The following is a 24,383-nucleotide window of genomic DNA, read 5'->3' as shown; positions in this document are numbered from 1 at the left end:
TTAATTCAGCTCCGGTTATCAGTGCGCCCATGGATGATTATGGCTATCGGGCTTTGCCAGATGCGTTGGGAACGACCTATGGCTCTTATCTTAGCGCAAAGTCTGCGTCGGGACGATATACAGTTTATGTCGGTGCGAATGACGGCATGCTTCATGCTTTTGATGCGGGTATGACGGCAGATGGCTCGATGGATGCAAGCGGAGGGCTTGAACGTTTTGCTTATATTCCTGCGACTGCTTTAGGGCATATGGGTAATCTCCTTTTGCCCTCGGACCCCACCAACAGAACCACTGAGTACGAGCACCGTTATTACGTGGATGGTCCCGTCGTCGTGGGTGACGCTAATTATGCTGGCAGTTGGAAGACGGTTGTGGTCGGTGCCGCGGGGGCAGGTGGGCGTAGTATATTCGCATTGGATGTGACCAATCCTTCGAATTTCTCAACTTCCAGTAAGCTGTGGGAAATAAGTGATCTTGACTCCAGTCTTTCGACTGCCATCAGGAACAATATCGGTCATGTGCTCGGAAAGCCGGTCATCGTCCCGGTCAAGAATGCTGCAGGAGCTGTTACGTGGAAAGCGATTTTCGGTAATGGCTACAATAGCCGAAATGGTAAGGCAGTCTTGTTTGTTGTGGATATTAAGACAGGTGCGCCTGCCGTTACGATGATCGAAGCGACAGAGACCGGTAGTACGATTGCTGGTAGCAACGGGCTAGGGAATATAGTTGTTGTGGATCGGTGGGGTGGGGCATCGCAGACTGACGGGGTGCGGGATGGCTATGCGGACACAGTTTATGGCGCCGACCAGAAGGGTGCTATCTGGAAATTCGATCTCCGCAGTTCGGCAGCATCAGTCACCGTGCCATTTTTTACCACCAGAACATCCGTTGAGAGCGGACAGACCTATCGGCAACCTATTACAGGAGGGCTTGTGGCTACTGCCGGAGACGCAGGCGGTGTGATGCTTTTCTTTGGTACCGGAAGTTTTTCTTTTGAAAGTGACCCAAAGGACGAAGCAATTCAATCGCTTTACGGTGTAAATGACACCGTCAGAGGTGCGCCGCTGACCACGGCAACGCGGGCGAATTTGCGAGGAAGTACGGTTGTTCAGGATGGTGATCGGACATTGAGCCGGGCCGCAGCTCCGGCTAACTCACAAGGCTGGTATGTGGATTTGCCAGCGAAGGAGCGGATGGTTGGTAGCCCCTCGATTGCGTCCGGAATTGTGTTTATTCCAACCTATACGCCTGCGGTGGTGAGTTCAGGTTGCAAACCAGATGGTGCAAACTGGTTGTTCGGCTTGGATACGCGGACTGGGGATGGTGCTTTGATGGACGCACGTAAAGGATCTCCTACAGGCGCCAGCTTTGCCTCGAGAACTGCTGCGACGCCGCTGACCACGAGCGGTAATGCGCCAGTCAAGGATGTTGGAGTCTCCGCGATTCCTCGGTTGTCTCCGGCTGAGAGTGGTAGTGCGCCTGGCGGGCAGGCTTGCTGGATGGTCGTCACTGCCGCCGGGTCTGGCCCGCTCTATATCCCTTACCCATGCGGCAGGCAGTCCTGGAGGCAGGTCCAATGACAACGTTCTTGCAAGCAGTTAGGGGGCGTGTGGCGCCAGTGCGGAAATCGGGACGAGCCGTTTCCGGGTTCACATTGATTGAGTTGATGATCGTCGTAGCGGTAATAGCGATCTTGTCTGCCATTGCGTATCCGAGCTACGCCGAGTATGTCCGTAAGTCCCGGCGGGCGCAGGCTAAGGCCGATCTCGTCGAGTATGCGCAGTTAGCGGTAAGGTTCTACACCGTACGAAATACCTACGTTAATTTTTCGCTGCCAACGCAAGTTTCGCCTCGGGAGGAAGGAACAGCCGCGTATCGGCTCGCTCTTCAAACCACCCAGTCGACCTTCTCGATCTCTGCGACCGCACAGGGCAACCAAGTGCAAGACAAGTGCGGCGACCTTGGCATTGATCAAGCCTCAAGGAAGTCCAATTCCAAGGGCACCAAGTCCGACTGTTGGTGATGTAAAGACTGGCGGATTAGGGGTTGCATCTTCAGGGTAGCCTGTCTAGAATACGCCTCCCCGCCCGAATAGCTCAGCCGGTTAGAGCACTTGACTGTTAATCAGGGGGTCGTTGGTTCGAGTCCAACTTCGGGCGCCAAGATGTTCAAGAAGGCCGCGACTAGTCGCGGCCTTCTTGTTTTATGTCTGCGCAGGTGCCGGACAGCTCTGCATCACTGGGTAGCGAACGGATCGTGCTCTGCCAGAGTTGTTGATCACGATGTCGGCCACTCGCTCTGACTGGATGCAGAGGCTGATCGTGGCGTTGCTGCCGCCGCTGCGACCATCAGGCATGAAGCGGATCAGCGGCCTTCCTGCTGTGCTCGTGACACTCAAGCTCTGCGTCGTCGCGTGTTGTTCAACTCTCAAGACGGACAGTGCGCTGCTTGGTTGGCCTGCGTTGGCGGGATCCGCAAAAAGGATCCACCCTGCGGACCAGTTGCTGTCTGTTCGGCACATGGTTCCATCTGAGGAGGGGCAAACGCTGATCGCAGTCCGGCGCATGATCGCCATACTTCTGGCCAATGCCAGATGTGCCGTGAGTAGGTGGACGCGGGTCTGCAACCGCTGCCGCTCGATCAGGCTGCTGAAGCTCGGCAGCGCAATTGCGGCAAGCAGGCCGAGCACTGCCATCACGATGAGTAGCTCGGTTGCCGTGTACCCTTTTGCGGGTGACTGAGGTCCTGTCTGCATCGCGCCTCTCCGTTGGCTGGAGTAGCAGTCTCTGCGGTGATTGCGTGGTGCAGCAGGGGGCTTTGGCCTGGCGTGCTGTCAGGTTTCTACCTTCAAAGACCTCCGTTGTTTCGTACTGTCCTCCCCCGAGAGTTGCTCCATGACCGACCGCTTTGAGCTTGTATCCCCGTATTCCCCAGCCGGCGACCAACCTGCGGCCATCGACAAGTTGGTGGCCAACTTCGAGGCGGGGCTGGCCAAGCAGACGCTGCTGGGGGTGACGGGTTCGGGTAAGACCTACACCATCGCCAACGTCGTGCAGCAGGTGCAGAAGCCGACGCTAGTGATGGCGCCGAACAAGACGTTGGCGGCGCAGCTGTACGGCGAGTTCAAGTCGTTTTTCCCGAACAACGCGGTGGAGTACTTCGTCAGCTATTACGACTATTACCAGCCTGAAGCATACGTGCCGTCGTCGGACACCTTCATCGAGAAGGACAGCTCGATCAACGAGCACATCGAGCAGATGCGTCTGTCGGCGACCAAGACGCTGCTGTCGCGGCGCGACTCGCTGGTGGTGGCCACGGTTTCGGCGATCTACGGCCTCGGCGCGCCAGAAGACTATCTGTCGCTGCGCCTGATTCTCTCGATCGGCGAGCACATCGATCAGCGCCAGCTGATCCGCCATCTCACCGATCTGCAGTACACGCGCAACGAGTTCGAGCTCACGCGCGGCGCGTTCCGTGTGCGCGGCGAGGTGCTTGACGTTTTTCCCGCCGAGTCGGATACCGAGGCGTTGCGCATCGAACTGTTCGATGGCGACATCGAGCAACTGACGCTGTTCGATCCGCTGACCGGCGAGACGCTGCGCAAGCTGCAGCGTTACACCGTGTATCCCAAGACCCATTACGCCACCACGCGCGAGCGCACCTTGAGCGCGGTCGACACCATCAAAGAAGAGTTGAAGGAGCGCTTGGAGCAGTTGTATTCGCAGAACAAGCTGGTGGAGGCGCAGCGCCTGGCGCAACGCACCCAGTTCGATCTGGAGATGATGGCCGAGGTGGGCTTCTGTAACGGCATCGAGAACTACTCGCGGCACTTGACCGGCAAGGCGCCTGGCGAGCCGCCGCCGACCTTGTTCGACTACTTGCCGCCGGATGCGCTGCTGGTGATCGACGAGTCGCACGTGACCATTCCGCAGATCGGCGCAATGTACAAGGGCGACCGCTCGCGCAAGGAAACGCTGGTGGAATTCGGCTTCCGCCTGCCGTCGGCGCTGGACAATCGCCCGTTGCGCTTTGAGGAATGGGAAGCGCGTTCGCCGCGTAGCATCTATGTGTCGGCAACACCGGGGCCGTACGAGCTGCGCGAATCTGCTGGCGAGATCACCGAGCTGGTGGTGCGGCCTACCGGCTTGATCGACCCGGTGGTCGAGATCCGCCCGGTAGGCACACAGGTCGACGATCTGATGTCCGAGGTGCACGAGCGCATCAAGCTGGGCGACCGCGTGCTGGTCACCACTTTGACCAAGCGTATGGCCGAAAACCTCACCGAATACCTCGGTGAGCACGGCATCCGCGTGCGCTATCTGCACTCGGACATCGACACCGTAGAGCGCGTAGAGATCATCCGCGACCTGCGCCTTGGCAAGTTCGACGTACTGGTCGGCATCAATCTATTGCGCGAAGGCCTGGACATGCCGGAGGTGTCGCTGGTTGCGATCCTGGACGCAGACAAGGAAGGCTTCCTGCGCTCCACCGGCTCGCTGATCCAGACCATCGGGCGCGCGGCGCGCAACCTGCGCGGCAAGGCGATCCTCTATGCCGACAAGATGACGCGTTCGATGCAGGCGGCCATCGACGAGACTGACCGCCGGCGCGAGAAGCAGGTTGAGTACAACCTTGAGCACGGCATCACCCCGAAGTCGGTCGCGCGGCCGATCTCCGACATCATGGAAGGCGCGCGCGAAGACGCGGCCGAGAAGAAGGCTGGCAAGGGGCGCTCGAAGTCGCGCCAGGTGGCCGAGGAGCCCGCCGACTATCGCGCGATGGGGCCTGCCGAAATTGCCGGCAAGCTCAAGGCACTCGAGCAGAAGATGTACCAGCACGCCAAGGATCTGGAATTCGAAGCGGCGGCGCAGATCCGCGACCAGATCCTGAAGCTCAAGGCGGCCAGCCTCGCGTGAGGTGCCAGCACCGCGATCGCGCACAGGGAGGGCTTGTGGCAGCCAAATCCCTGCGCTAGAATGCGCGCCCTGCACAGCGCAATGCTGACGCAGGAAACGGGCGGTTAGCTCAGCGGTAGAGCACTACCTTGACATGGTAGGGGTCACAGGTTCGAACCCTGTACCGCCCACCACTACAAGTCCAGACGGCACAGCGACTTGAGTGGTTCAACACCGGCAGCGATGGCTGCCACTGACACCAAAGTGACCCCCTGGGAACGAGTAAAGTTCTGCATGTCTGCGGGTGCTTTTATTCTGGTGACAAGCCGTCCTCTCTGGCTTTGGGCCCAGCCCAGCGCGAAAGGCGGTGTTTCATCCAACGCCTCGCGCTGGCTGGTCAAGAATGGGCTAGGGCCTGCCTCAGGCCGCTAAAAAATGCGGGAAAAGCGTACTTCGTGGTATTGCGGCCGTGATCGCTTGGCACCCGCTGTGTCATGGCGAGCCCGGCCGGGCATGCGCAGCGTTGAAATCGCTTTCTCAGACGCACGTCTTGCTTTAGCATCGCCTACCGCGCTGACGGAAAGGAAGACTGGCGATGGACGAGTACCAGCACACCGTGCTGACCAGAGGGGGCTATCGCGTTGTGGCCATCACGCGTGAAGAGGTCTATGCCGCTGACAGCGTCGTGGCTTACGCAGTTGTCACGGACGCGGGCACGCGCTTGACGCCCGACCTCTCGCTGGATCAGGCCAAAGTCTGGATCGACTCACTGGTCGAAAGCGAAGGCGGTGGGCGCAAGTCCGACACGCTGGATCACAAGTCAACTATTCGTCGCTAAACGCTGACAGAAGCAAGCCAGGGAGAAGGGCGCGTGTCCAAGCTCAAAATCGCCGCAATCGCCACCGTGGTGACGATGCTCATCGGGTATTGCCTGTCGGGCTACCTGACGTTGCTGCTATTGCGGCTGGATACCAAGCTGTACGCGTGGGACACCTACTATCGCTACGTCAGCGCCATGGGTCTTCCGGAGGTTGCGCCGTACGTGACCAAGATCAAGTTGGCTGGGGCGTTCGGTTTCGGCCTGCCGGGGATCGTCTGGGCAATCGGCATGGTGCTGCTGGTCAAGCCCAAGCAGAAGGCGCTGCATGGCGACGCGCGCTTTGCGGGCGCTGCCGACCTCTCCAAGCATGGGCTGTTCAAACCAAGCCCGAATGGCATCGTAGTCGGCAAGTTCAATGGCAAGTTGGTCCGGCTCAGTGGCCAGCAGTTCGTCATCCTCGCCGCGCCGACGCGCTCCGGTAAGGGCGTGGGCGTGGTCATTCCGAATCTGCTCGAGTACCAGGAATCGGTGGTGGTTCTGGACATCAAGCAGGAAAACTTCGATCTGACCAGCGGCTGGCGTGCCAGCCAGGGGCACGAGGTTTTTCTCTTCAATCCGTTTGCGGAAGATCGCCGCACGCACCGCTGGAACCCGCTCACCTACGTGTCGGCCGATCCGGCCTTCCGCGTCTCGGATCTGATGAGCATCGCCGCGATGCTGTACCCGGACGGTTCCGACGATCAGAAATTCTGGGTCAGCCAGGCGCGCAACGCGTTCATGGCGTTCTCTCTTTATCTGTTCGAAAACTGGGACGAGGAGCTGTCACTGGGCTTCCCGGGCGGGGCAGGGGCGCCTACGTTGGGCGGAATCTACCGTCTCTCGTCGGGTGACGGCACCGACCTCAAGAAATATCTGAAGTCGCTGTCCGAACGCAGGTTCCTCAGCAGCAACGCCAAGTCGGCGTTTGCCAACATGCTGTCACAGGCGGATGAGACCTTCGCCTCCATCATGGGCACCCTGAAAGAGCCGCTCAACGCCTGGATCAATCCCGTTCTGGACGCTGCTACCAGCGCCGACGATTTCCTGCTGACGGATCTGCGCAAGAAGAAGATGACCATCTACATCGGCATCCAGCCCAACAAGCTGGCCGAGAGCCGCCTGATCATCAATCTGCTTTTCAGCCAGATCATCAACCTCAACACCCGCGAACTACCCAAGGCCAACCCTGAGCTCAAATACCAGTGCCTGTTGCTGATGGACGAGTTCACCTCGATCGGCAAGGTGGACATCATCTCCACTGCCGTGGCCTACATGGCCGGCTACAACATCCGTCTGCTGCCCATCATCCAGAGCATGGCGCAGCTGGACGCCACCTACGGCAAGGACCTCTCGCGCACCATCATCACCAACCACGCCCTGCAGATCCTCTACGCCCCGCGTGAGCAGCAGGACGCGAATGACTACTCCGAGATGCTGGGGTACACCACCATCAAGAAGAAGAACGTCACCAGAGGGCGTGAGACGACGCATAGCGTTTCCGAGGAGCGCCGGGCGCTGATGTTGCCGCAGGAGCTCAAGGCCATGGGCAACGAGAAGGAAGTCTTCCTATACGAAGGAATCCCGCACCCGGTGAAGTGCGACAAGATCCGCTACTACGAAGACCGGTACTTCACTGTCCGGCTGTTGCCTAAGGTGGGCGTGGCGACCTTGACCATCAAATTTTGACTTGCACCACCTAACTCTTACAACGCATGGCAGGGAATGCTTGACTCATGTGCCTGTTAAGGGCAAAGTTATGTTTCGCTACAAGTCGTAAAAGTGCAGTGGGGAAGGTGTCGGACGACACCAAAGGAGTGACTATGGATGGTTCAGTGGTGGGTCCAGATTCTCAATTAGTTATATCTAGCCTTGCCGCCATGCAGCGATTGAGCGCGGGGAGTGGCTATATCTTCTCTTGTCAAAAATTGCCTTCGTCGCCTGATGGTGCACGGAGGCCTTGTGCTGCCTGGGCTACGCCCGAATTTCATGAGTTGGAGAGGTTTGAGTGAATCCGATGTTTGTGTCCAAGCTGTCGTTGGTCCTCGTAGCAGTTGCCGTGCTGGGCGCATGCGCAACCAAGCCTGCTCCTGATTTCGGCGGGCGCTGGAGGCATGTCAATCATTTTGACGAGGCTCCCACCGAAATTCCGCTCTATACCTCGTACACCTATCAGGCAACGCCGATGGACGGCACCTTGAAAACAATGCTTGAGCGGTGGGCTGCAGATTCCAATATGCAGCTGTCATACAACTTGCCTTCAGACTACACCCTAATTGCGCCGGTTTCAAACATCAGCACCACCAGCGTCCAGCAGGCAGCTACTGAGCTGAGCGCGATCTATGCAGCTCAGGGTGTCTCGGTATCGGTATCTGCAAACAAGTTGTTGGTTCAGCCCGTCCCCGTATCTACAGGAGCAAAGCTCTGAGGAGCTCCGCTTGATGCACTTGCGCACCTCGCAGAGTGATGAAGTAACTCAAGCCCCAAAGGTGCCCGCGCTTGCCGCGGCAATAGTTTCAGGCCTGACAAGGCCTCACGGTGACGGATCTAGACATGTTGCGTAAGAAGGTCAGTGAAAAGGATGGGTCCGCCCAGGTTGGCGCGGCCGTCCAGAAGGCGGTCAATTACGAGGTGAGCATCGCTGATCTCGCGCGGCGCAGTGAAAGGCGCGCATGGTTAGTTGCGACCGTTTCCATGTTAATCACCGTCATAACAGCTGGTGGTTACTACTACATGTTGCCGCTGAAAGAGAAAGTGCCGTACCTTGTGATGGCTGATGCTTATTCTGGTACCAGTACTATCGCCAAGCTCGAAGCGAATTACGGCGGCCGCACCATCAGCACCAGTGAGGCATTGGCGCGCAGCAACATCGCGCGTTTCATCCTGGCGCGTGAATCATTCGATGTGTCCACCATTGGTGATCGCGATTGGAACACCGTTGCAGCGATGGCAGCGACAAATGTACTTGCCGAGTATCGCACGCTGCATGCCGGCAATAATCCACTGAGACCTTTCAATACATATGGAAGGTCGCGCGCAATCCGGATCAATATTCTCAGTATCACCCTGGTTGGTGGCAAGGGTAAAGCATACACGGGTGCGACCGTACGCTTTCAGCGCAATGTCTATGACAAGACATCTACTGTGACAACTTTGTTAGATAATAAAATTGCGACGATGGGGTTCGCCTACCAAGACAATCTGCAGATGAGCGATAGCCTTAGAGTGGAAAATCCTTTAGGTTTCCGTGTGACTGATTATCGGGTCGATAGCGACTATTCGGCCTTGCCTGCAGCGCCGGCCTCAATCAGCACGCAGGCGCAGGCTGCACCACAGGCTTCCGTATATCAGCAGCAGATGACTCCAGGCATGGCTGAACAAAACGTAGCAGGCGCTGCGGGGCAGGCCGGCTCCCCCATGCAGCAGGTTATGCCTACGGGCCCAGGGAGCGCGCCGATGCAACAGCAGCAGCCTGGATATCCTGGACAGGCGCAACCTCAGTCAGCCAGCCAACCTCAAGCTCAGCCCACGATTCAACCTCAAGGGATGCCGAACAATGTCAATGGAGCAAGCGGTCGATGAATCCCTTTAACCCTTACAGGGCAGCATTGGTCGCAGCATTGCCGCTCGTGCTATGTGCATTTCCGGTCGCCTCTCAAGTCGTGCAAGAGTATGAGTACACGCCTGATCGCATTTACCAAGTGCGTACTGGTCTGGGTATTACAACCCAGATCGAACTTAGTCCAAATGAGAAGATTCTCGATTACAGCACTGGTTTTACTGGTGGCTGGGAGTTGACGCGCCGTGAAAATGTATTTTATTTGAAGCCCAAGAATGTAGATGTCGATACGAATATGATGATTCGTACGGCTACGCATTCTTATATTCTCGAACTCAAGGTTGTGGCGACCGATTGGCAGCGCCTAGAGCAGGCTAAGCAGGCCGGCGTGCAATACAAGGTTGTATTCAGTTATCCAAAAGATACCAGCTTTAACAATGGTGAGGATGCCGCTGCCGCAAAGAATGGTCCGCTGTTGAACGCGAAGATTCTCAAAGATCGTCTTTACTACTACGATTATGATTACGCCACGCGGACCAAGAAGTCCTGGCTGGTTCCAAGTCGTGTCTATGATGATGGTAAATTCACTTATATAAATATGGATTTAACGCGATTCCCTACGGGTAACTTTCCAGCGGTGTTTGCTCGGGAGAAGGAGCATAGCGAGGATTTTCTCGTAAATACGACTGTTGAGGGTAATACCTTGATCGTGCATGGAACCTATCCTTTTCTGGTGGTTCGTCATGGCGATAACGTCGTTGGTCTGCGAAGGAACAAGCAAAAGTGAACTCAAACATTCCAAACAGCCCCGAAGAACGCTCCCGGGACAATCGATCGGACGGGCCAGCGACAAACGAGCACGATGAGCGTAACAATCCATATTTCGCACGCCAGCAGGCGGCTGCTGAGCCGGATCTGGATGCGAATGAGCCTGTGCTGCGTTCTAGCGATATGAAGCGGTTGAACCGGAAGGCGCTGGTGTTCCTCGCGTTGCTTGCCGGGCTACTGCTTTTGGCTATTTTCTGGTTGGCAAATCGGAGTTCTGAAGACTCTGCACCGGTCAAGCCTCGCACCGAAACGGTTGTCGCACCGGCGCTGCCACAGAGCATGACCGCGCCTGTCGAGATGGCTCCGGTGCCTTTAGCTCAGCAGCCGAGTTTGCCTCCTTTGCCGCCCATGCCTACCGATGAAAGCGAGATCGTAGCTTCCGCTCCTCAGCAGCCTCGGGGTCCGACCTTATTGGAGCGACGCATTCTGGCCGAGCAGTCCGCTACTGCTGGCAGCTCTGATGGTCCCGGTCTGCCGGGCGAACCTAGTGCTCAGCCTAGGGGCCAAGAACAGGAACAGGTGACGTTGGCCAAGCCGATTAGCAATCCTGATGGGTTGCTCGTACGTGGCACTTATATCCGTTGTATTCTGGAGACGCGGATCATTTCGGATTTCGGTGGCTATACGTCCTGCATCGTTACCGAGCCTGTATACTCGATCAATGGGCACAACCTGTTGTTACCCAAGGGCTCAAAAATGTTGGGTCAATACGGCGCGGGTGAGCCAACGACCCAGCGTCTGCAGGTTGTTTGGGACCGGGTGACCACGCCCACTGGCCTTGATGTCACTCTAATGGGTCCAGGTATCGACACGCTGGGCAGCGCTGGTCATCCTGGCGACTACAACGCCCACTGGGGCAACAAGATCGCCTCGGCATTGTTTATTAGCCTTTTAAGCGATGCTTTCAAATACGCCGCTGCAGAATACGGTCCAGAGACGACTACTATTGGCGTTGGCTCCGGGATCGTTACGCAGAGGCCATTCGAGAGCAACACTGCAGAGAGCATGCAGCAGCTTGCACAGCAGGCCATGGAAAAGTCAGGTCGTCGCCCGGCAACGCTGACGATCAATCAGGGAACAGTCCTGAACGTTTACGTTGCAAAGGATGTCGATTTCTCAGCGGTGCTGCCTAAGTGAGCGCGACCACGGCCATGACGATCGACGATTCGCCGACAGCGCGGATCTCGAATGATTTCCTGGATTATCAGTACTCCGTACTGGGAATCCTGGATTATCTGAATTCTCCCGAAGTCACGGAAATTTGTATCAATCGTCCTGGCGAGTTGTATTTGGAAACGATCAACGGCTGGCAGCGCATGGAGGTACCGTCGCTGACCTTTGATCGCGCCCGACAGTTCTGCACGGCAGTCGTCAACGAGAGCAATACTGGTCAGCGCATTACCGATGCCGATCCGGTGGTCTCATTAACGTTTCCCACTGGCCAACGCGCACAGTTCGTAATTCCGCCCGCGTGCGATGCGGGGAAGGTCTCGATCACGATTCGCTTGCCGTCCAAACATACCAAGACGCTCGAGCAGTACACCAGCGACGGGTTCTTCGACGAGGTGCTTGAGCAAGCTGCGGATGTCAGCGAACAAGACCGCGAACTGCTTGAGTTGCGTCGTAGCAAGCAGTACTCCGAATTCTTCAAGAAGTCGGTACTTTACAAGAAGAATGTAGTGGTGGCCGGTGCGACTGGTAGTGGCAAGACTACTTTCATGAAGGCTCTTGTCAACCACATTCCGAACGAAGAACGCCTGGTTACCATCGAGGACGCCCGCGAGCTATTCATCAGCCAGCCGAATTCGGTGCATCTGTTGTACTCGAAAGGGGGGCAGAGTGCGAGTAATGTGACCGCTAAGAGTTGCATGGAGGCCTGCCTGCGCATGAAGCCTGATCGGATCATCCTTGCTGAGTTGCGTGGTGACGAATCGTTCTATTTCATCCGCAATTGTGCATCCGGCCATCCTGGTTCAATCACCAGCTGCCACGCAGGCAGCGTGGAACAGACCTGGGACCAGCTCGCGCTCATGGTGAAGGCCTCCAATGAAGGTTCCGGGCTGGAGTTCGAGGTTATCAAGCGGCTGCTGCGCATGACCATCGATATCGTGGTTCACATCAAGGCGCATGCTGGGCGCCGCTTTATTACTGGGATCGACTTCGATCCGGCAAGAACACTGCGTGGCGGCTGATCGGCCGCCAATGATTGACGTCGATCCAGTTTCGAGGAAACCGTTATGTTGCCTGGCATGGAATTGATGGGATGTACTGGACTTGCCGTACCCGGCGAGGTCATGCAGCATGTCGTGCGCGTTGAGTCTTCCCGCAATCCGTACGCCATTGGTGTCGTTGGCGGCCGTCTGGCACGCGAACCGCGTGGTTTGGAAGAAGCGGTGGCCACAGCGAAGATGCTTGAGCAGAAGGGCTACAACTTTTCCTTAGGCCTTGGTCAAGTCAATCGCTACAACCTGCAGAAATATGGGCTAACCAGCTATGAGATGGCATTTGCCAAGTGCCCTAACCTCGTGGCGGCATCGAAAATTTTAGCCGAATGTCACTCGCGATCCGGCGCCAACTGGGGTAAATCGTTTAGTTGCTATTATTCAGGCAATTTCGAAACCGGCTTCAAGCATGGTTATGTCCAGAAGATCTATGCCTCTATTCGTCAGTCGGTGGCATCTTCGGGGAGTGAGCCTATCGCGGTGCTTCCAAGTCGCCCAATCAAGGTCCGTGTCGAAAATCCCTTGCATCAAACAGCTGCCGAGCTTGCCGACGCCATTGTGGCACGTCGAATTCGGGATCTCTCAAGTTCCGGGCGCACAGGAAATTCACAGCAGGGCTATATGCTTGCACCTCCTCCGCTTGAGCAACTGCCGCTTCCGCAAGTATCCCCGGCACGTTCAGCAGAAGACGAGTTTTATGTCGTCAAGGCGACTGGGCAGGGACGGGGGGTTGCAATGCCTGCCGGTATGCAGCAGGGGCCAACCGGGAGGGATCAGACGCCCGCTAGCGCGGTGCCAGCGCGACCGGTGCCCGCAACGCAGGAGACCGACACAGCATTTGTTTTTTAATCAGGATGGAAAACCTGCCAAGGACTGGCTGCTAGACCCCCCCTGTTCCCAAGGAGTTTGACATGAAGTTCGAAATCGATAAAAAGTTGGCGGCTGATGCCAAGATGATCGGAGCCCAGGCCCTTAAGGCGTTGGTGTTCACCTCGTTGCTGCTCGCCGCTGGCGGGGCCGTGGCAACGGAAACTGGTCTCGGCGATACTGGTGAAAAGATGTGTGGCTTTCTTAACAATGTCAACGGCCTGCTGAATATGGGCTCGGCGCTTGTTGTTACGATCGCGGTAGTGATTGCCGGATATCAAATTGCATTTGCGCACAAGCGTATCTCAGAAGTGTCTCCTATCCTGATCGGTGGTGTTCTGATTGGTGCGGCCGCTCAGATTGCCAACATGGTAATCGGTGGCGACGGCACTCAGGATTGCAGTACTTCCAGCATGATGCTGCTTCAGTCCGCCCAATACTATGCATAAAGATGTGCTTTTCCGTGGGTGCACACGCCCGGCGATGTTTTTGGGAGTGCCTTACATCCCATTTTTCATCGGTGCGGGCGGTGGGCTCCTATTGGGGATGTATTTTAATCTTTGGTATCTCTTGACGATTCCTGTCATCATCTTCGTCATGCAGCAAGTGGCTAAGCGGGACGAGATGATCTTCAGGCTGCTTGGGCTGCGCTGGCTATTTCGTATGCGTGTACGGAATATCCAGCGCTATTCAGGAATGTGGGTATTCAGTCCCAACGAATATCGAAAGCACCCCGCTGGAAAACGTCAATGAGCTAATAGAGCTGCTAACCAACCCCACGCCGGCAAATGCGTGGGGTTGGCACTTTGCAAGATCAAGAATATATCGATGTGATGCTTCCCTCTTAACTTGGTAAGACCATGTTCAGCCCAGATAGTCCCATTAGTGAGTTCGTCTCCATTTCGACACATGTCGCTCCGTCCGTTCTAAAAACCACCGGTGGCGACTACTTGTTGATCTGGCATCTTGCGGGCCTGCCTTTCGTTGGACGTGACGAGTTTGAGTTGGAGCAGCGGCACAATACCTTCAATCGTCTTGTGCAAACCCTGCGTGCGCCCGATTTTGCCAATGTTGCCTTCTGGGTCCATGATGTCCGACGTCGTCGTAAGATCGGCAACTCTGGCCGTTTCAAACAGTCGTTCAACCAGGCTTTGTCCGACGAGTACTACGCGGCATTGTCCTCGCAGAAGATCATGCAGAACGAATTGTACTTCAGCATGATCTATCGGCCTGTGGTCACGGGCAAGCGTTTGGTGGAGAAATCCGGCGATCCGGACAAGATCCGAGTCGAAGAAGAGCAAGCTATCGCCAAGGTGATCGAGCTGGCCACCAATGTAGAGGCTGTCCTAAAGGACTACTCGCCATATCGACTGGGTATGTACGAAGCGAAGAATGGCGTCGTTTTTTCCGAAACGCTGGAGTTCCTAGGCTATCTGCTGAATCGAATCGATGAACCGGTTCCTGTCTTGCAGGCTCCTGTGGCAGCATACTTACCCGTCAGCAAGCACATGTTCGCTAACAAAACCGGTGACTTTGTCATTCGCACTCCGGATGGCATCAACCACTTTGGTGCGATTCTTAATGTAAAGGAATATGCCGACGGGACATATCCAGGCATCCTCAATGGTCTGAAGTATCTTGACTTCGAGTATGTGGTCACACATTCCTTCAGCCCCGTGGGTCGTCATGACGCATTGAAGGTGCTGGAGCGTACTAAGGGCATGATGATTTCATCGGGCGACAAGTCTTCTAGCCAGATTCGCGATCTTGACTTGGCGATGGATGATGTGGCATCGGGCAATTTTGTGCTTGGCGAATATCACTTCACCGTCGCGGTATATTCCGACAGTCAGGAGAAACTTGCCCGGCAAATTGCAACCACGCGTGCCGAGCTATCCAACGCTGGTTTTGTATCGTCCAAGGAAGACTTGGCGATCGCGTCATCGTTTTATTCTCAGTTGCCCGGCAACTGGCGGTTCCGCACGCGCATAGCCAATCTGAGTTCGCTCAACTTCCTCGGGCTGTCGCCGCTGCATAATTTCGCTCAAGGCAAGCAGCACAACAATCCTTGGGGCGATGCTGTAACCACTTTGCAGACTACCAATGGCCAGCCGTATTACTTTAATTTCCATGCAACTCACCCAGCCGAGAATTCCCTGGGCGAAAAAGCTATCGGAAACACGATGGTCATCGGCAAGTCGGGTACTGGTAAGACGGCGCTAATCAATTTCCTGTTGAGCCAGGTGCAGAAGTTCGACCCGGTTCCGACGATCTTCTTTTTCGACAAAGATCGTGGCGCGGAGATCTTCGTGCGTGCTTGTGGCGGTAACTATCTTGCGCTGGAAAATGGTTCGCCAACTGGTTTCAATCCGTTCCAGTGTGAGAGTAACGAGGTCAACACGCAGTTTCTGGCCGAACTGATTAAAGTGCTGGGCGGCAAAACAGAGTACAGCTCGCGTGAAGAAGAAGACATCTACCGCGCGGTCGGAGGCATGCTGGATACTCCGATGCACTTGCGCAGCATGAGTAACTTCCGCAAGAGCCTGCCCAACATGGGCGACGATGGCCTGTATGCACGCCTGCGTCGTTGGACTGCCGGAAATTCGCTGGGCTGGGTTTTTGACAACCCGGTGGACACCATCGATTTAACGCGTGCTTCCATCATTGGTTTCGATTACACAGATGTAATCGATAATGTTGAAGTGCGTGTTCCGGTAATCAACTACTTGCTACACCGACTCGAGGCGCTTATCGATGGCCGCCCTCTGATTTATGTGATGGATGAGTTCTGGAAGATCTTAGACGGAGAAGGCGGGTTGAAGGAATTCGCCAAGAACAAACAGAAAACTATTCGTAAGCAAAACGGCCTGGGGATCTTTGCCACACAAAGTCCGGAAGATGCCCTGGCTAGCGACATCGCAGCGGCCCTGATCGAGCAGACCGCCACGATGGTGTTGTTACCGAATCCCAATGCTAGCCGCGACGACTACATCGATGGGCTCAAGCTCACCGATGCTGAGTACCAAGTTGTAGTATCTCTGGACGAGCGCTCACGGTGCTTTCTTGTCAAGCAGGGGCACGCTTCTGCGGTCTGCCAGCTTAATCTGCGCGGCATGGACGATGCGTTGTCGGTCATTTCGTCTTCTACCGATAATATCGAGATTATGCATCAGATTTTATCGCGCAAGGCCGGGAAGTTGGGCGTTAGCGTTGGCCAGCTGACCCCGGAGCAATGGTTGGAGGACTTCTATGCAAACCGTAGGGGCTCGGGCAAACGCAAGTCTGTCAAGGACAAGGAAGTAGAGGATGTGTAATTCTTACACCTACAAAATTCGCCCAGCTATATGTTCAACTGTGTAGCCCGAGGCAAGAATCGCCTTGATAGCCAAGGTCAGACATGTTTCTCGAGTGTTAACAGAATTAGGGAAGGTCTGAACAACGAGGTTCAAGAGTGCCGGATTTATTGGTTGTAGTCGGCCAGCAAGTGTTCGGTCTGTTTGCGAATTTCACTCAGCGTGCTGAAGATGTGCATGTTCAGCACGCCGCGCGGGTAGCTGCCGTTGAAGCGTTCGATAAAACCGTTTTGCATCGGGCGTCCCTGCACGATGAAGTCCAGCAAGATGCCTTTGCGCTCGGCTCACTCGGCCAAGGCCAACGCGACAAATTCCGGTCCGTTGTCCAAACGGAGCTTGTTCGGATAGCCGCGCCAGACCGCGATGCATCGAACGTGCGGATGACGCGGGCGGCCGTAAGATTCGATTTCACTTCGATCGCCAACGCTTCCCGACTGAAGTCGTCGATGACATTGAAGGTGCGGAAGCGCCGACATCAAGACGTCTGCGCGGCGTCCCCCCGCTCTGAGTAGCGGCCGGGTTTAGGGTCGGGACTGATGTGACCCGCACCCGATTCCAGAGCCATTAGCTAGTAGAGATTTCGGCCTGATTTGGCGCCTGGGAATTCGCTTGGGACCCGTATTTTCGGGCTAGTTCTTCAGGAGTTTTCCATGCCAGTGCACTGTGGGACCGCTCCTGGTTATAGAAGCGTCGCCATTGTTCGATCTTGCTTTGTGCGTCGGCCAGTGACAAGAACCAACGCGTGTTGAGGCACTCCTGCCGCAGGTGTCCGTTGAAGCTTTCCACCAAGGCGTTATCGGTTGGTTTGCCGCGCCGGAGAAGTCCGGCTCCACCCTGTTTTTTATGCCCACCGATCCATGAACCTTGCCGGAAAACTCACTCCCGTTGTCCACTTTGATCGCCGTAGGTTTGCCTCGCTGAGCCACCAGTCGCGTCATCGCATCGGCGACGTCGTCGCCTTTCAGCGACTGGTCAACGACGATGTCCGGCCACTCATGCGTGAAGTGATCCACCACCGTCATTGACCGGAAACGGCGATTATCAAAACAGTGCGTCACTGACGAAGTCCATGCCCCATAATGCATTCGCTGCGGTGGCGACCTTTATCGGTTGACGTCGCCGTGCGCTGCGACTGCGTCGGCGCCTGCAAATGTCTTAAAGACAGTCCCTCATTCTCGTAAATAAGGTCGAACTATTCATGCAGCAATGTTTGCCTATGAATACGTATGCACGGACACGCTCAACCTCAGTTGCCCAGCTACGCTAACGCTCTTGGCTGGGCGCTCTTTCTTGCGCCCCCATTGGCCCGGGAGGGGCGTATATGTCGCAGACACCATGGTGGCGCGGGGCCGTCATTTATCAGATTTATCCGCGTAGTTTTCTGGATTCCAATGGCGATGGCGTAGGCGATCTGCCGGGCATCATTGCCAAGCTCGACTACATCGCCGGGCTGGGAGTAGATGCGATCTGGATTTCGCCTTTTTTCAAGTCGCCGATGGCCGATTTCGGCTATGACATCGCAGACTATCGCGCGGTGGACCCGTTGTTCGGGTCGTTGGTCGATTTCGATCGCTTGCTCGAAAAGGCACATGGCCTTGGGTTGAAAGTGATGATCGATCAGGTACTGAGCCATTCCTCGATCGCGCATGTGTGGTTTCAGGAGAGCCGACAGGACCGGAGCAACCCGAAGGCTGATTGGTACGTGTGGGCCGATCCGCGCGAGGATGGAACGCCGCCGAACAACTGGCTGTCGTTGTTTGGTGGGGTCGCATGGCAGTGGGAGCCGCGGCGTGAGCAGTACTACCTGCACAACTTTCTGGTGGACCAGCCCGATCTCAATTTCCACAACGCCGAGGTGCAGCAGGCAACGCTCGATAACGTGCGGTTCTGGCTCGATCGCGGTGTGGATGGGTTCCGTCTGGATGCGATCAACTTCTGCTTTCACGACGCGCAACTGCGCGATAACCCGGCCAAGCCGGCAGACAAGCGGGTGGGGCGCGGCTTCAGCGCGGACAATCCTTACGCCTACCAGTATCATTACTTCAACAACACGCAGCCGGAAAATCTAGCGTTCCTCGAGCGCCTGCGCGGGCTGCTGGATCTTTATCCGAATGCAGTGAGCCTTGGCGAGATCTCGTCGGAAGATTCGCTGGCCACCACCGCCGAATACACCGCCCAGGGCCGCTTGCATATGGGCTACAGCTTCGAGCTGCTGGTGCAGGATTACAGCGCTGCCTACATCCGCGACACCGTAAGCCGGCTCGAGGCCACCATGTTGGAGGGCTGGCCATGCTGGGCCATTTCCAATCACGACGTAGTGCGCGCGGTAACGCGCTGGGGTGGGGCGCATGCGACGCCGGCGTTCGCGCGGATGGTGGTGGCGCTGCTGTGTTCGCTGCGTGGATCGATCTGCCTATATCAGGGCGAAGAGCTCGGGCTCAGTGAGGCAGAGGTGGCGTTCGAGGACCTGCAGGATCCGTATGGAATAACTTTCTGGCCGACCTTCAAGGGCCGGGATGGCTGCCGTACGCCGATGCCATGGACCGACGCGCCATCTGCCGGATTCACCAGCGGCAAGCCTTGGCTGCCGTTAGCTGCGTCGCATCGTGCCGCTGCTGTGAGCGTGCAACAGGATGATGCGCATTCCGTGTTGAGTGCAGTACGGGATTTTCTAGCTTGGCGCAAAGAGATGCCGGCGCTGCGTGAGGGATCCATCGCTTTCTACGACACGGCCGAACCGGTGCTGATGTTCCGCCGCGAACACGCCGGCCAGGTTGTGCTGTTGGCATTCAATCTGTCCGCCGATCCTGCCGACCTGGCTTTGCCTGCAGGCGAGTGGGAGCAGGTCGATGTACCTGGTGTCGAGCTTGGGGCGATGGATGGCGGACACCTAAGGCTGGCCGGGCATGCGGTCGTTGCTGCTGTCGGTCGTGGCTGAGTAAGCGCAGCTGAAACCTCTCGGCTTGGAGCAGCTATCAAAGCTACTGCGCAGCCGCCAGGCGGGCGCGGCCGGTGCTCGGAATCGGCATGCACCCACGTACATTCCGGTTCCTCCGCGCCGTCCGCACCCACCTGACGACTGCTCGCTACGTTTTGTTAGCCGCTCTTAGGCTTGAGAGGGTTTTGTAAGCGGGGCGACATTCTTTGCGATGCCGCTCTGTTTTCGTTGCACGCCGATCGTCTTGCGCGCTATTAGGGAACCTCTGAACAACGCACCACAGATACGCGACACTACCCGCCTGATGTTGAGGGGTGATCCATGCAACTGACGTTCGGTGACGCTGAGGGCCTGGGCAAGCGCAAGCAGACGCGCCGGGAGATCTTCCTGGCCGAGATGGAGCAGGTCGTCCCGTGGCAGCAATTGCTCGGGCTGGTCGCGCCGCACTATCCCGTGTCGGGCCGGCCAGGTCGGCAGCCGTACGCACTGGCGACGATGTTGCGGATTCATCTGCTGCAGCAGTGGTATGCGTTGAGCGATCCGGCGATGGAAGAAGCGCTGCACGAGATCCCGACCTTGCGGCGGTTTGCCCAGCTCGGTGGCTTGGACAACGTTCCGGACGAGACCACGATTCTCAACTTTCGCCGCCTGCTGGAGACCCATGGCCTTGCCGCGCGGATGCTGGAAGCGGTCAACGCGCATCTGGCGCGCAAGGGCCAGAGCCTGCGGTCGGGCACGATCGTCGATGCGACGCTGATCGCGGCGCCCAGTTCGACCAAGAATACCGACCATGCGCGCGACCCTGAGATGCGTCAGACCAAGAAGGGCAATCAGTGGTATTTCGGGATGAAGGCGCACATCGGCGTGGATGAATTTTCCGGGTTGGTGCACCACGTCCATTGCACAGCCGCCAACGTCGCCGATGTCACGGTGACGCACGCATTGCTGCATGGCAAAGAAGACAGCGTGTTTGGCGACAGCGGCTACACCGGTGCGGATAAGCGCGAAGAACTGCAGGACTGCGAGGCTGCATTTTTCATTGCTGCCAAGCGTTCGGTGCTTCAAGCCATCGGCAACAAGCGGGAGCGTGCTCGGGAACAGCGCTGGGAACACTTCAAGGCCAGCGTGCGCGCGAAGGTGGAGCATCCGTTCCGGGTGATCAAGCGCCAGTTCGGTTACACCAAGGTCCGCTATCGCGGCCTGGCGAAGAACACCGCGCAGGTGCTGACGCTGTTTGCGCTGTCAAACCTGTGGATGAAGCGAAAGCAGTTATTGCCTGCTATGGGGAGCGTGCGCCTGTAACGCAGGCAACACCCTGCAAACGCGCCGGAAACGGCAAAAAAATCGAGGATCTGAGCGCCGTCAGCCTGGCCGATGTAGTTGGGCTCATCCTCCGACGCCGTTGATCAGACCATCCTTAGGTCGTTCGATGATCGCTGCCGTGGCATTTCTATCTCATTTTTTAGTGGCAGGCGTCATCAGGAATGGATAGGTTTCTGAAGCGGCTTCCGATCCGTCAGCTGGCTTTGCTAGCACGCGGTGTTATGGCCGGCGGCGACTCGCTACGGTTCTTCCTTAAAAACACCTTGCTGCCTTTGTAAGCGTGGTGCCAAGCGCACGTGTGCGGCGCACGGTATGAAGCCGGTCTTATGCCGGGTGACTTTCGGTGTGTGGATTGTGCAGGTGTGTCTGCGCTGCAAGTTGGCTTGCACGATTTCATGACGTTGATTTCGTTGCGAAGACTTTCAAAGAAAGACTCGCCGGTTTGATCTCCACGGGTCTTTTTTTATGCGGGGCCGAAATAGAAATATCGTTCGGCGTGACACATTTGATTGTCCGGTCGTTGCTTGTTTCGTCAAAAGCAATGTCAATCGTGTAGCGCTACTTTGCGATCTGTGCCGAAGTGGCTGTCCCGTACCCACACCCCAACCCCTCTCCCAGGGGAGAGGGGCTTGTATTGCTGCGGCTTGTGATCGCTGCAGCTTGCACTGTGTCGTTCGTCTTCCAATGTGGCCGGCGGATCTGGGCTGCGATACTCAGCCCAGATCGCGCTGGCGCTTCAGGCGCTTGGTCCCACGCACGTGATGCCAGCCACTCAGAACTTGTAGTTCACACCCAGCACGAAGGTGCGGCCCCATTCGATGTATTCCAGCGGGCGGTCCTTGGTTTCTGCGTAGGTGCGGTACGGCGAGTTGCTGAGGTTGCTGGCCTGCAGTAGCAGGGTCAGGCCGGCCAGGCTGCTGGTGTCGGCAAAGTTGTAGCTGATCTGCGCGTCGGTGATGTTCTCGCCGACCACGTAGCGCAGTGTGCGGTTGCCGTTGAAGTTGCCGATCTCGCCGATGAAGTCCGAACGCCGGCGTTGGCTTACGCGTGCCTCGAAGCCCTTGTGCTCGTAATAGGCGGTGAGGTTGTACACCCGCTTGGAGAGGCCGGGCAGGCTGATGGCGCCGTCGCCCACGCTGGAGGCGCTTTCCGGGTCGCGGATCTGCACGTCGCTGTCGTTGAAGGTGGCGCTGGCCTGGATGCCGAAGCCTTCCAGCGGGGCGAACACCAGGTCCAGCGGCAGCGAGGCGGTGAGCTCCAGGCCGCGCAGGGTGCCGCCCTTGCCGTTGAACGGGGCGCTGAAGGTGCCGGTGGTCAGTACCGGTGCAGAGCCGGGCGGTGGCACGTAGCCGGCCACCAGTGCGGAGAAGTCGTAGTTGTCGCGGCTCTGGGTGTAGATGTAGCTCTTGAGGTCCTTGTAGAAGAAGGCGGCCGCTATATAAGCGCGATCGGCGAAGTACCTCTCGTAGGAGATATCCAGGGCGTTGGCGCGCCACGGGTCGAGCATGGGGTTACCGCCGCTGGCGCCGGGCCGGCCGGTGGAGGTGTCGACACCGAATTCCAGTGACGCACGCAGTTGGTCCACGCGCGGGCGGGCGACCTGCTTGGCCAATGCGAAGCGCAAGGTCTGCTCATACGGGAACTGGAACGCCAGGTTCAGGCTGGGCAGCCAGTCGCGGTAGGTCTTGCCGTCGTCGATGGGCCGCACTTCGCTGCCGACCGGCTGCGAGGCATCCCAGTAATTGGCCTGCGAGGATTGATCGGCGCTCTGCAGCTGCACGCCGATATTGCCGCGCACGCCGACCACGCCCCACTCGGTATCCAGGTTGGCGCGCAGCCAGGCGGTGGTGATCTTTTCTTCGACCGTCCAGGCCTTGGAGACCAGGAACGATGCGTCATCGCTGGGGTTGAACAGCATGTAGCGCGAGACCGTGGCCGGCACGTTCCAGGCGGGCAGAGCGCCGATGCCGGCAAAACCCAGATTGACCGGGGCGTATTGCAGGTCGGCAGCCACGGTGGCTTCGCCTTGCGCGCCGAGCGTGATGTTGCCTTCGGGCTGGGTCTTCTGCTTTTCGCGGTGTGCGTAGTTCACGCCCACGTCCAGATCGGAGAACCAGCTCAGTGCTTCAGGCATCGGGAAGCTGGCCTGCAGGCGCGCGCCCTTGAGCACGTCTTCCACCCGTGGCACCTTGCCGTAGCCGGAGCCATAGATGGTGTTGGTCAGGAACAGCGCATCGGGGTTGGAATAATTCAGGCCCGGGCTGAGTTGCGAGAAGCCATTGCCGTTCACCGCCACGCCAACGGTGTCCAGCTGCGGCATCGGCGCGAGCTGGAGATTGTTCTCCAGATTCAGTTCGTCGCGCGTGGCCTTGGAGTAGTTGAGATCGGCGATGATCTTGACCGCGCCTGCGGTGATCTCGTTGTTCCAGCCGAATGCGTCGATCTTGTCTTCGCGCTTGTTGTACATACCGCGCACCAGCGGGTACACGCCGCTGGCGTTACCGCCGAGAAACGTGTTGCGGTCGTTGACGCGCACGTCGGTGATGTTCAGGCCCGGCGTGTAACCGCCGTTGTAGTTGCTGAGGTTGAGCTCGAACTGGTTGGCAGTATCGATCTGCTCGGCTTCGGTGTGGAAGGCATCCAGCGTGCTTGTCCAGGCGTTGGACGGGCGGTACTGCAGGGTCGCCATCACGCCATCGCGCTTCTGGTTGCCGGTGCGGCGCAACGCCTTGATGCCGTCGGAGAAATACACGCCGTCTGCCACGCCCGGGCGCTGCCGCTGGGCATTGACCTGCTGCCAGGGTTCGTACAGGCCGACCTGGTTTTCCTGGATCGGCATGTCCGTATGCGCGTAGCCGATGGTCAGGCCGATGGTGCGGTCGGCGAACTGGTCGATGTAGCTGACGTTGAAGCGGTTGCCGTACGGGTCCACGTTGGCGGCCTTGCCCAGCGAATTGCGCTGGTAGCGGCCACCGATGGCGATCACGCGCTCGTTGTAGCTGAGCGGGCGGGCGGTCTGCATGTCCACGGTACCCGACAGGCCCTGGCCAACCAAGCCGGCATCCGGCGTCTTGTACACGGTGACGCCGCTGACCAGTTCGGACGGGTATTGGTCGAACTCCACGCTGCGGTTGTCGCCGGTGCTGACCACTTCCCGGCCATTGAGCAGGGTGGTCGAAAAATCCGGCGACAGGCCACGAACGCTGATCACCTGTGCGCGGCCGGCGACGCGCTGCGCGGCCAGGCCAGGCAGGCGCGCCAGCGATTCGGCAATGCTCACATCGGGCAGGCGGCCGATGTCTTCGGCCGAGATGGCTTCCACGATCGAGGTGGAATCACGCTTGACCGAAATGGCGCCTTCGATCGCGCGGCGCAGGCCGGTGACCTGCACCTTGTCCAATTCGGTCACTGCACCGGCGTTCTGCTGGGTGCTGGCGGGTGCGTCTGACGGGGCTGCCGTTTGTGCGGCGGCCAACGTCGGTGCCATGGCAACTGCCATGGCGATACTCAGCGCGGTGCGCTTGTGGTTCAACATTTTCCCC

19 protein-coding genes, 2 tRNA genes, 1 other RNA gene and 2 pseudogenes are annotated in these 24,383 nt (G+C 57.6%); 19 read left to right on the top strand and 5 right to left on the bottom strand.

Features of this window, described 5'->3' with window-relative positions; all coding sequences use genetic code 11:
- The first annotated feature begins 29 nt into the window (after nucleotides 1-29).
- The 3 genes from XCC_RS12945 (at nucleotide 30) to XCC_RS12935 (ending at nucleotide 2,162) form a co-directional block, all read left to right on the top strand.
- Nucleotides 30-1,580: a pilus assembly protein gene (locus XCC_RS12945; protein ID WP_011037624.1), complete on the top strand. Its 1,551-nt coding sequence runs from the start codon at nucleotides 30-32 to the stop codon at nucleotides 1,578-1,580.
- Between the two features lie 86 nt (nucleotides 1,581-1,666).
- The gene (locus XCC_RS12940; RefSeq protein ID WP_230309684.1) at nucleotides 1,667-2,023 is read left to right on the top strand and encodes a type IV pilin protein; all 357 of its coding nucleotides are present in this window, start codon (nucleotides 1,667-1,669) and stop codon (nucleotides 2,021-2,023) included.
- Between the two features lie 62 nt (nucleotides 2,024-2,085).
- A tRNA-Asn gene (locus XCC_RS12935) sits at nucleotides 2,086-2,162 on the top strand.
- A gap of 41 nt (nucleotides 2,163-2,203) precedes the next feature.
- Here XCC_RS12935 and XCC_RS12930 read toward each other — a convergent pair.
- Nucleotides 2,204-2,755: a GspH/FimT family pseudopilin gene (locus XCC_RS12930; RefSeq protein WP_011037622.1), complete on the bottom strand. Its 552-nt coding sequence runs from the start codon at nucleotides 2,753-2,755 to the stop codon at nucleotides 2,204-2,206.
- Nucleotides 2,756-2,894: 139 nt separating this feature from the next.
- Between XCC_RS12930 and uvrB the strand changes: the two genes are divergently transcribed.
- From uvrB to XCC_RS12865, 13 genes are all read left to right on the top strand, one after another.
- Complete coding sequence (gene uvrB / locus XCC_RS12925) at nucleotides 2,895-4,916, top strand: excinuclease ABC subunit UvrB (protein WP_011037621.1); 2,022 nt, start codon at nucleotides 2,895-2,897, stop codon at nucleotides 4,914-4,916.
- Between the two features lie 98 nt (nucleotides 4,917-5,014).
- A tRNA-Val gene (locus XCC_RS12920) sits at nucleotides 5,015-5,089 on the top strand.
- Between the two features lie 401 nt (nucleotides 5,090-5,490).
- Nucleotides 5,491-5,733: a hypothetical protein gene (locus XCC_RS12915; RefSeq protein WP_011269633.1), complete on the top strand. Its 243-nt coding sequence runs from the start codon at nucleotides 5,491-5,493 to the stop codon at nucleotides 5,731-5,733.
- 33 nt (nucleotides 5,734-5,766) lie between these two features.
- Nucleotides 5,767-7,440, top strand: a complete 1,674-nt coding sequence (locus tag XCC_RS12910; RefSeq protein WP_011037620.1) for a type IV secretory system conjugative DNA transfer family protein — start codon at nucleotides 5,767-5,769, stop codon at nucleotides 7,438-7,440.
- Nucleotides 7,441-7,768: 328 nt separating this feature from the next.
- On the top strand, nucleotides 7,769-8,179 hold the full coding sequence (locus tag XCC_RS12905; protein WP_019237537.1) for a TcpQ domain-containing protein: 411 nt from the start codon (nucleotides 7,769-7,771) through the stop codon (nucleotides 8,177-8,179).
- 125 nt (nucleotides 8,180-8,304) lie between these two features.
- Complete coding sequence (locus XCC_RS12900) at nucleotides 8,305-9,333, top strand: virB8 family protein (RefSeq protein WP_019237536.1); 1,029 nt, start codon at nucleotides 8,305-8,307, stop codon at nucleotides 9,331-9,333.
- Nucleotides 9,330-10,097 (top strand): TrbG/VirB9 family P-type conjugative transfer protein, encoded by a 768-nt coding sequence (locus XCC_RS12895; RefSeq protein ID WP_011037617.1) that lies wholly within the window; start codon nucleotides 9,330-9,332, stop codon nucleotides 10,095-10,097. Before XCC_RS12900 ends, XCC_RS12895 begins: the two co-directional genes overlap by 4 nt.
- Nucleotides 10,094-11,275, top strand: a complete 1,182-nt coding sequence (locus XCC_RS12890) for a TrbI/VirB10 family protein (protein WP_011037616.1) — start codon at nucleotides 10,094-10,096, stop codon at nucleotides 11,273-11,275. The genes XCC_RS12895 and XCC_RS12890 overlap by 4 nt, the downstream gene beginning before the upstream one ends.
- A gap of 14 nt (nucleotides 11,276-11,289) precedes the next feature.
- Nucleotides 11,290-12,330 (top strand): P-type DNA transfer ATPase VirB11, encoded by a 1,041-nt coding sequence (virB11, locus tag XCC_RS12885; RefSeq protein WP_029628928.1) that lies wholly within the window; start codon nucleotides 11,290-11,292, stop codon nucleotides 12,328-12,330.
- Nucleotides 12,331-12,387: 57 nt separating this feature from the next.
- Complete coding sequence (locus tag XCC_RS12880) at nucleotides 12,388-13,209, top strand: lytic transglycosylase domain-containing protein (protein WP_043877889.1); 822 nt, start codon at nucleotides 12,388-12,390, stop codon at nucleotides 13,207-13,209.
- A gap of 62 nt (nucleotides 13,210-13,271) precedes the next feature.
- Nucleotides 13,272-13,676: a TrbC/VirB2 family protein gene (locus XCC_RS12875; protein WP_011037613.1), complete on the top strand. Its 405-nt coding sequence runs from the start codon at nucleotides 13,272-13,274 to the stop codon at nucleotides 13,674-13,676.
- On the top strand, nucleotides 13,669-13,980 hold the full coding sequence (locus XCC_RS12870) for a type IV secretion system protein VirB3 (protein ID WP_011037612.1): 312 nt from the start codon (nucleotides 13,669-13,671) through the stop codon (nucleotides 13,978-13,980). Before XCC_RS12875 ends, XCC_RS12870 begins: the two co-directional genes overlap by 8 nt.
- Nucleotides 13,981-14,087: 107 nt before the next feature.
- Complete coding sequence (locus XCC_RS12865) at nucleotides 14,088-16,541, top strand: VirB4 family type IV secretion/conjugal transfer ATPase (protein ID WP_011037611.1); 2,454 nt, start codon at nucleotides 14,088-14,090, stop codon at nucleotides 16,539-16,541.
- A gap of 149 nt (nucleotides 16,542-16,690) precedes the next feature.
- On the opposite strand, the pseudogene XCC_RS12860 reads toward XCC_RS12865, so the two are convergent.
- From XCC_RS12860 to XCC_RS22680, 3 genes and pseudogenes are all read right to left on the bottom strand, one after another.
- Nucleotides 16,691-17,052, bottom strand: a pseudogene (locus tag XCC_RS12860) (integrase core domain-containing protein); the annotation flags it as partial.
- Nucleotides 17,053-17,144: 92 nt separating this feature from the next.
- A complete protein-coding gene (locus XCC_RS12855; protein ID WP_158014643.1) occupies nucleotides 17,145-17,366 on the bottom strand; it encodes an integrase core domain-containing protein in 222 nt (73 codons plus the stop codon).
- Nucleotides 17,367-17,446: 80 nt separating this feature from the next.
- A pseudogene (locus tag XCC_RS22680) lies at nucleotides 17,447-17,602 on the bottom strand (IS3 family transposase); the annotation flags it as partial.
- A gap of 299 nt (nucleotides 17,603-17,901) precedes the next feature.
- Here XCC_RS22680 and XCC_RS12850 point away from each other — a divergent pair.
- From XCC_RS12850 to XCC_RS12840, 3 genes are all read left to right on the top strand, one after another.
- Nucleotides 17,902-19,518, top strand: coding sequence for an alpha-amylase family glycosyl hydrolase (locus tag XCC_RS12850; RefSeq protein WP_011037608.1), 1,617 nt, complete (start codon nucleotides 17,902-17,904; stop codon nucleotides 19,516-19,518).
- 89 nt (nucleotides 19,519-19,607) lie between these two features.
- Nucleotides 19,608-19,682, top strand: a non-coding RNA gene (locus tag XCC_RS12845) — sX9 sRNA.
- A 157-nt stretch (nucleotides 19,683-19,839) separates the two neighbouring features.
- Nucleotides 19,840-20,820: an IS5-like element IS1646 family transposase gene (locus XCC_RS12840; RefSeq protein ID WP_011037607.1), complete on the top strand. Its 981-nt coding sequence runs from the start codon at nucleotides 19,840-19,842 to the stop codon at nucleotides 20,818-20,820.
- A gap of 793 nt (nucleotides 20,821-21,613) precedes the next feature.
- Here XCC_RS12840 and XCC_RS12835 read toward each other — a convergent pair.
- Nucleotides 21,614-24,376, bottom strand: a complete 2,763-nt coding sequence (locus tag XCC_RS12835) for a TonB-dependent receptor (RefSeq protein ID WP_012438010.1) — start codon at nucleotides 24,374-24,376, stop codon at nucleotides 21,614-21,616.
- Nucleotides 24,377-24,383 lie beyond the last annotated feature (7 nt).

Source organism: Xanthomonas campestris pv. campestris str. ATCC 33913 (assembly GCF_000007145.1).
Taxonomy (GTDB): domain Bacteria; phylum Pseudomonadota; class Gammaproteobacteria; order Xanthomonadales; family Xanthomonadaceae; genus Xanthomonas; species Xanthomonas campestris.
The sequence above is the reverse complement of the archived record's forward strand: the minus strand, read 5'-3'. Positions and strand labels throughout refer to the sequence as shown.

Coding starts and splice junctions, on each gene's coding strand:
- uvrB (WP_011037621.1), top strand. CDS start 2,895: ATGACCGACCGCTTTGAGCTTGTATCCCCGTATTCCCCAGCCGGCGAC.
- XCC_RS12875 (WP_011037613.1), top strand. CDS start 13,272: ATGAAGTTCGAAATCGATAAAAAGTTGGCGGCTGATGCCAAGATGATC.
- XCC_RS12880 (WP_043877889.1), top strand. CDS start 12,388: ATGGAATTGATGGGATGTACTGGACTTGCCGTACCCGGCGAGGTCATG.
- XCC_RS12900 (WP_019237536.1), top strand. CDS start 8,305: ATGTTGCGTAAGAAGGTCAGTGAAAAGGATGGGTCCGCCCAGGTTGGC.
- XCC_RS12945 (WP_011037624.1), top strand. CDS start 30: ATGGATGATTATGGCTATCGGGCTTTGCCAGATGCGTTGGGAACGACC.
- XCC_RS12905 (WP_019237537.1), top strand. CDS start 7,769: ATGTTTGTGTCCAAGCTGTCGTTGGTCCTCGTAGCAGTTGCCGTGCTG.
- XCC_RS12895 (WP_011037617.1), top strand. CDS start 9,330: ATGAATCCCTTTAACCCTTACAGGGCAGCATTGGTCGCAGCATTGCCG.
- XCC_RS12930 (WP_011037622.1), bottom strand. CDS start 2,755: ATGCAGACAGGACCTCAGTCACCCGCAAAAGGGTACACGGCAACCGAG.
- XCC_RS12835 (WP_012438010.1), bottom strand. CDS start 24,376: ATGTTGAACCACAAGCGCACCGCGCTGAGTATCGCCATGGCAGTTGCC.
- XCC_RS12915 (WP_011269633.1), top strand. CDS start 5,491: ATGGACGAGTACCAGCACACCGTGCTGACCAGAGGGGGCTATCGCGTT.
- virB11 (WP_029628928.1), top strand. CDS start 11,290: ATGACGATCGACGATTCGCCGACAGCGCGGATCTCGAATGATTTCCTG.
- XCC_RS12940 (WP_230309684.1), top strand. CDS start 1,667: ATGATCGTCGTAGCGGTAATAGCGATCTTGTCTGCCATTGCGTATCCG.
- XCC_RS12865 (WP_011037611.1), top strand. CDS start 14,088: ATGTTCAGCCCAGATAGTCCCATTAGTGAGTTCGTCTCCATTTCGACA.
- XCC_RS12840 (WP_011037607.1), top strand. CDS start 19,840: ATGCAACTGACGTTCGGTGACGCTGAGGGCCTGGGCAAGCGCAAGCAG.
- XCC_RS12870 (WP_011037612.1), top strand. CDS start 13,669: ATGCATAAAGATGTGCTTTTCCGTGGGTGCACACGCCCGGCGATGTTT.
- XCC_RS12850 (WP_011037608.1), top strand. CDS start 17,902: ATGTCGCAGACACCATGGTGGCGCGGGGCCGTCATTTATCAGATTTAT.